At 40.5% G+C, this 6,422-nt stretch carries 7 protein-coding genes, 1 pseudogene and 1 other annotated feature; of the genes and pseudogenes, 1 reads left to right on the top strand and 7 read right to left on the bottom strand.

Going from position 1 to position 6,422, the window contains the following annotated elements; genetic code table 11:
* Window positions 1-138: 138 nt before the first annotated feature.
* On the bottom strand, window positions 139-699 hold the full coding sequence (locus tag F6K52_RS30010) for a hypothetical protein (RefSeq protein WP_293018650.1): 561 nt from the start codon (window positions 697-699) through the stop codon (window positions 139-141).
* A 15-nt stretch (window positions 700-714) separates the two neighbouring features.
* Window positions 715-1,908 (bottom strand): annotated as a pseudogene (locus tag F6K52_RS30005) (IS4 family transposase).
* A gap of 755 nt (window positions 1,909-2,663) precedes the next feature.
* Here F6K52_RS30005 and F6K52_RS30000 point away from each other — a divergent pair.
* Complete coding sequence (locus F6K52_RS30000) at window positions 2,664-2,957, top strand: hypothetical protein (protein ID WP_293087405.1); 294 nt, start codon at window positions 2,664-2,666, stop codon at window positions 2,955-2,957.
* Between the two features lie 141 nt (window positions 2,958-3,098).
* On the opposite strand, the gene rplL is transcribed toward F6K52_RS30000, so the two are convergent.
* The 5 genes from rplL to nusG form a co-directional block, all read right to left on the bottom strand.
* Window positions 3,099-3,500, bottom strand: a complete 402-nt coding sequence (gene rplL / locus F6K52_RS29995) for a 50S ribosomal protein L7/L12 (RefSeq protein ID WP_293087402.1) — start codon at window positions 3,498-3,500, stop codon at window positions 3,099-3,101.
* A gap of 89 nt (window positions 3,501-3,589) precedes the next feature.
* Complete coding sequence (gene rplJ, locus F6K52_RS29990; protein WP_293087398.1) at window positions 3,590-4,156, bottom strand: 50S ribosomal protein L10; 567 nt, start codon at window positions 4,154-4,156, stop codon at window positions 3,590-3,592.
* Window positions 4,157-4,314: 158 nt separating this feature from the next.
* Window positions 4,315-4,483: a sequence feature (ribosomal protein L10 leader region), on the bottom strand.
* Between the two features lie 46 nt (window positions 4,484-4,529).
* Complete coding sequence (gene rplA, locus F6K52_RS29985; RefSeq protein WP_293087396.1) at window positions 4,530-5,246, bottom strand: 50S ribosomal protein L1; 717 nt, start codon at window positions 5,244-5,246, stop codon at window positions 4,530-4,532.
* 132 nt (window positions 5,247-5,378) lie between these two features.
* A complete protein-coding gene (gene rplK / locus F6K52_RS29980; RefSeq protein ID WP_008188895.1) occupies window positions 5,379-5,804 on the bottom strand; it encodes a 50S ribosomal protein L11 in 426 nt (141 codons plus the stop codon).
* A gap of 10 nt (window positions 5,805-5,814) precedes the next feature.
* Window positions 5,815-6,422 (bottom strand): transcription termination/antitermination protein NusG (nusG, locus tag F6K52_RS29975; RefSeq protein WP_293087393.1); only part of this gene is annotated, 608 nt, incomplete at its 5' end.

The following is a 6,422-nucleotide window of genomic DNA, read 5'->3' as shown; positions in this document are numbered from 1 at the left end:
TTCTTTTTTTACCATAATTCGCTCAATTTAAGATATATCAAGGGTTACAGGGCGCTTGTCGCCCCCCCAGCCCATAAATAGTAACAAGAATGTATAACACTAAAGATAATTAAACCTATAAGGGCAGGGTAAGCGCATCTAATATTGAAATTGAGCATCTCTATCTTGATGAGATGAACCTGTCTCCTTCGGATACGCTGCGCGAACATAATTTTTTCTATTACTCTGTAAACTATACCCTAATTGCTTCAACAATTTTGCCACCGTTCTTGGACTAATTTGATGTCCAATTTCTTTTAGAGCTTTGGCTAATTTTGCTGTACTTTTCGATGTCCAGAGTAACGGGGAACATGGATCTCCACGAGTCGCTGGTGCAATTAATTTTTCTAAATCTTGAATTAATGTGTGGTCATTTTGCGATAGACTTTTGCGTCCACCTCCAGGTTTTATCACTTTTCTGTGGATCTTAGTTGAGCTTATTATTTGATTTTGATTATCATCTTGAACAATTGGAACTTGTAGTTTTTTAATTCCGCTTTTAATGGTTTTACTTGATAATCCAGTCGCAAAAGCCACTGTTTTTATTCCTTCTTTCCCTAAAGATACTGCTTCAACTCCTGACCACAATCGTCTGAGTTTTTCATTCATGTATGGCATTAAAACCTCAAATTTGGTTCTAATATCCTCAATTATTGACATTTTTCCCAGAAACAATCACTTCGATTCTATTATCTCATTTTTCTGGGGGGGCGACATGAGAGCTAAAAAGTAGACTCTATAAGCTTCATAGCTCTCATACCTCGTAAATAATTATCGAGCTTATGACGACTTAAACGCATCAAATCATAAACTAATTTCCAACATTTATCCATAAAATTAATCCAGTTTTGAGCATATAGTCCAATATAAAAACTGCTGTGTCTTTTAGTTAAACGCCCATATTCTTTGACTCTAGCTACATAGTTTTGAACTCCTTGTTTAGTAATTTGTTGTCCTTGCATTGTGGAAGCAAGATAAGCAAAAGATATTATAATAACTAAAGATATAAAACGTTTTTCGATAACATTACTGCCTTCCATATTATATCCACCGCTCTTATAATCTCGGAACATCTCTTCAATAGAGAAACGTTTTTTATAGGCAGAAATTGCTTCCGAAGCACTGCTCATATTTGTTAGAATAAACCAACCTTCTTTGGTCACGGATTTTCGATAACTTTTTTTACATTTACAGGCGATACTAAATCCAGTAATTTGTTTAGTTTTGGTAACTTTTACATTTTCAAAAAATAATGAAGTTCCTGGTTTTAATCCACAATTTTCTAAGGAAGTCCAACCCGAATCTTTAAGTTGAATTTGTGCCGATTTTTTGAGTCTTAAACAAAATGTAAAGCCTTGTGTATCTAACCATTTAGCCAATTTGACGGAACAAAATTCTCGGTCTCCCAAAATTATAACTTGATAGCCATCAAATAGCTCTATAATATTTGATATAATTTTTGTTTGTTCTGAAAAATTACTTGAGCCAAGTTTTGAAAGAAGTTCAAAATAAACTGGAATTGATCGCTTATTATAAATTATACTAATCATCAATAAATTTTTATATCTCCAATTAGTTCTATCGATAACCAAATAGATTTTTGACTGTTTAGTAAATGTTTGATCGAGCCATTTTTTTTTTAAGAATTGGAAGCCACAATAATTTGAGCTCAAATATTGGTAATGATAAAAATCTCTGTAGTTTTTTACGTCTTGAATTTACCTGAATAGGTAAAGGTAATGACTCGGCAATTTTTTCTAGTTTAATATTTTTGATATCTTGTATAATAATTAGTACAATAGAAAACAACAAGAATTGAGATTCAGAAAGTAGATTTTTTAGATGTTTTTGATATAATTCTGGTATCATTTTCAATTGGTAGGTCGTATTGACAATTTATGACCTATCTTTTTTTTACCATAATTCGCTCAATTTAATATATATCAAGGGTTACAGGCCGCTTGTCTCCCCCCCAGCTCATTTTTAGACCCTTATCAGAAACTTATTTCTGCGCAACTCCTAAGGCTTATATGCAAACGAGTTCATATTCACGTTTGCAAAGAGGTGCTTCTAGGTTACTGATGACAGCCCCATCTGCTCGAATTGTTTGAGCATAAATGCACGTAAAAGATCACGTAAAAGATAGTTAAACGTGAAACACACTGCACAATTTAGAGCATCTAACGTTTAGCTAAAAACACCGATACAGATTTACTGAATTGATATAAACTGATCTATTAGTTCAAGTCCAGTTAATTACTTCCAAAATAGTCTCTAGATTTTTGGGTAAGCGTGATCGGTAATGGGTAATCCTAAACTACCAATTACCAATTCCAAATCACCAATTCCAAATTACCAATTCCAAATTACCTGATTTCGGATATGATAATTAGTCAATCAGAGATGATATTATATTTCTTGACTGATATAGTTAATTACCTAGAGATGTGCTACCCTGAGCTGATAATCCTGAGCGTATAATAAGATGCTTTGCCCTGAAATGATAAATTAAAAGACTTGGCTGACTAATCTTATAACTTTCTCTATTAATCAGTATTATCCATATAGTTAGATAAAGGTGTGATAGAAATCACATCAACTGGTGAAGTTAATTACTTCATGGGGTGACTGGATTCACTGACTGGATTACTGGATTCGGTGACTGGATGGAGTTATTAAAATCAGCGTCTTCTCAAGCCCTAGGCGGGATTCCCCCCGAAAGCGATGCTATGCGATCGCATCACCAGCAGTTGATCTGGCTTGTCACCCCCTCAACGGAAAATGAAACGGGCAAGATGCCCGTTCCACAAAACTATTCAAATCATTCCATTATTAAGCAACGCCAAAAAAAAGGAGCCGATTGCGTCGGCTCCCAACTTATATCAAGTCTGGTTAATCAATTACTAAATAGTCCCTAATCGTCAGCTATCAGCTATCAGCTATCAGCTATCAGCTATCAGCTTTGGGCCACGCTACGCGGATGGCCACGCTACGGGAATGGCTGAGGGCTGACGGCTGACGGCTGATAGCTTATCGTCAACCAGACATGATAGTAGATGTTACTTGACGCTAACTTTAGCACCAGCCTCTTCCAGTTGCTTCTTAGCGTCCTCAGCAGCATCTTTAGCAATGGCCTCTTTAATCGCTTTAGGAGCAGATTCCACCAACTCTTTGGCTTCTTTGAGACCCAAACCAGTGATTGTACGTACCACCTTCAGTACAGCAATCTTCTTATCAGAGGGGAACTCTTCTAGAACCACATCAAATTCAGTTTTCTCTTCCTCTGGCTCAGCCTCAGCAGCTGGAGCACCAGGCATAGCACCAGCCATCATCATCATACCGCCAGCAGGAGCAGCAGCGCTGACACCAAAAGCTTCTTCGATCTGCTTAACCAGCTCAGAAGCTTCTAGTAGAGTCAGTGATTTTAATTTTTCCAGAATTTCATCAGTTGTAGCAGACATTGATATAACTCCTTTTAGGTGAATTGTTTAATTTGTTGAGTGTTGTACTTGAGAGTTGTACAAATCTCAGAAAGGGGTAAAACCGAGTACTAGCTGTCGCCTTCTTCCTTGGCAGCAATCCCTTGGATGCATCGACCCAAAGAAGCTGGCACCTCGTTAATACTACGACCCAAGGAGGCTGGTACCTCATTAATTCCGACAGCAAGTTTGGTAGCGATAGAATTAATCGCTCCAGCAACTTGCGCGATCAGTTCCTCCTTAGAAGGCAAGTCGGCAATTGCCTTAACTTGCTCTTCATTCAAGGCTTGACCTTGCATCACGCCGCCGCGAAATTCAGTCTTCTTGGCGGTTTTCTTAAACTCCTGGTAGGCTCTGATGGCACTACCAACATCGTCTTTGACCAGGAGAAAGGCTGAAGTACCACTCAGGAATTCCGTCATCGGCTGCCAGTTTTCGTCTTCTTCCACCGCAAGCCGCATGAAGGTGTTTTTGGTCACCTTGCAAATGGTGCCAGTGGGACGCAGACGATTCCGTAAATCGGTAATTTCAGCAACCGACAGCCCCTGGTAATCAATAACTACAGCCAACTGAGACTCACTCAAGGTTTGCTTGAGCTCCGCCACAATTGTCTTTTTTTCGTCAAGTGTTCTACCCATTTTGTTAAGTGTTAATTGGTTAATTGTTAATTTAAAATAAATAAAAATCAATAAAAATCAATAATATTTATTTTCAATTGACTCTCAACCAAGAATAATAAGTATTGAACGGTCGGTCGCGTAGCGTGTGCGTAGCACATAGATCTGACGGATAACAAATAACCAAACTAAAACCCCGGAGGCTTGGCCGGGGTTAAGGGTCGTATCATTACCGCGTTCGCACTCACTGTAGGATCAGTGCCTGGGCAGATGATACATAGTACTTTAACCTCGGCAGGATATTAAGCTAGTTACTCCTGCTGTCTTCAGCGCAAGCCTTCTTCAATTGTCTAGTTGGTTTTGTCGAATTCTAAGGTGATGTCTAATCTCCGTTTTACGCAGCACCCTCAAGCTTGAGTTCACGCAGGATAGCGATATCCACTTCAATCGATGGACCCATGCTGGCAGACACAAATAAAGTGCGCCAATAGCGACCTTTCGCGCCAGATGGGCGATGGCGGTCGATAGTTTCCTGCAAAGCTTTGAGATTCACCAGTAAGTCTTCGGGGCTAAAGGATGCCTTACCAAACATAACATGAACAATGCCAGTACGGTCAGCCCTAAATTCTAGTTTACCAGCTTTGAATTCTTGGATTGCCTGAGCTATGTCATTAGTAACTGTACCACCTTTAGGAGAAGGCATCAAGCCCCGTGGTCCGAGGAGACGACCCAATCTGGCTACTTTGGGCATCATATCCGGCGTAGCAATTAGCCGGTCAAAATCCATCATCCCGTTTTGAATTTCTGCAATTAACTCCTCAGAACCGGCAATATCTGCCCCTGCATTAGTAGCTTCCGAGACTTTTTCACCCCGAGCAATCACTGCTACTCGTATCGTCTGACCTGTTCCCTTCGGTAAAGCTACTGTAGTGCGCAGTTGCTGGTCAGTATACTTTGGGTCAATTCCTAAGCGAATATGGGCTTCAGCCGATTCCGGAAATTTGGCCGTGGCTGTTTCTTTGAGGAGTTTGAGAGCTTCTATGGGTTCATAAGGTCGCTCTTCAACCTTCTTTTTTAGTTCTTGTAATCGACGCGATGGTTTCTTGGGCATCTGTATCTCCTGGGGTACTTAGCGAAGTAAAACTCCTCCCCCTCTATGGTTTACTTTAAGACATTGGAGTTGAAAGTTGAAAGTTGCAGGTTAAAGGATCAATTCATCTTTCATCCTTTATATGCATCCTTACTAATCGGTTATGGCTACACCCATGTTTCTAGCTGTGCCTTCCACAATTTTCATTGCCGCTTCTATATCATTAGCATTGAGGTCAGGCATTTTAGTTTGGGCGATTTCTTGCAGCTGGGACCGAGTAAGGCTGCCAGCTTTAGTACGGTTGGGTTGTGCTGAACCTTTCTCAATGCCAGCAGCTTTCTTGATCAGTACAGATGCTGGTGGAGTTTTGAGGATAAAGGTAAAGCTTCTATCCTCAAACACGGAAATTTCCACTGGTATGACCATACCAGCTTGATCAGCAGTTTTGGCATTGTACTCTTTACAGAATGCCATAATATTTACCCCGTGCTGACCCAGTGCTGGTCCGACGGGGGGAGCTGGGTTAGCTTTCCCAGCTGGGAGCGCTAACTTAATCAATGCAACAACTTTTTTAGCCATGATCTAGGGTCTAGCTTGTTTTTTCAATCTGATTGAACTCCAATTCTACTGGTGTATCCCGCCCAAAGATCGAGAGTAAGGCTTTGAGTTTGCTCCTTTCGGGGCTAACTTCAATCACTTCCCCTTCAAATTCTTTAAACGGACCAGATAGCACCACGATTTTGTCCCCTACTGCCATATCTACTTTGACAATCGGCTCTTGCTCTTCGGTTTGCTTGAAGATCCGTTCTACTTCACCATAGCTGAGGGGTACGGGTTTAACATGTCCTCTGCCACGCCCGTAGCGGCGTTTTTGTTCTGCCCCAACAAAATTAATCACATTTGGTGTGTTTTTGACAACTTGCCAAGCTTCATCATCCATCACCATCTGGACTAACACATAGCCAGGGAAAACTTTTTCTTCGCTGTGTTGGCGAGAACCATCCTTACGGATTTTAACCGTAGGTGTTTGGGGAATCTGCACTTTCAAAATCCGGTCCCCTACATCCATGGTTTGGATACGCTGTTCCAAGTTTGTCTTAACCCGTTTTTCACAGCCAGAAGCAACCTGAACTGCGTACCAGCGTGGAGTTGCAGGTTTTGATACCTCTTGATCGAAATCTTGGGATTCGTCTGAGA

The organism is Moorena sp. SIO3H5, from assembly GCF_010692395.1.
Taxonomy (GTDB): domain Bacteria; phylum Cyanobacteriota; class Cyanobacteriia; order Cyanobacteriales; family Coleofasciculaceae; genus Moorena.
The sequence above is the reverse complement of the archived record's forward strand: the minus strand, read 5'-3'. Positions and strand labels throughout refer to the sequence as shown.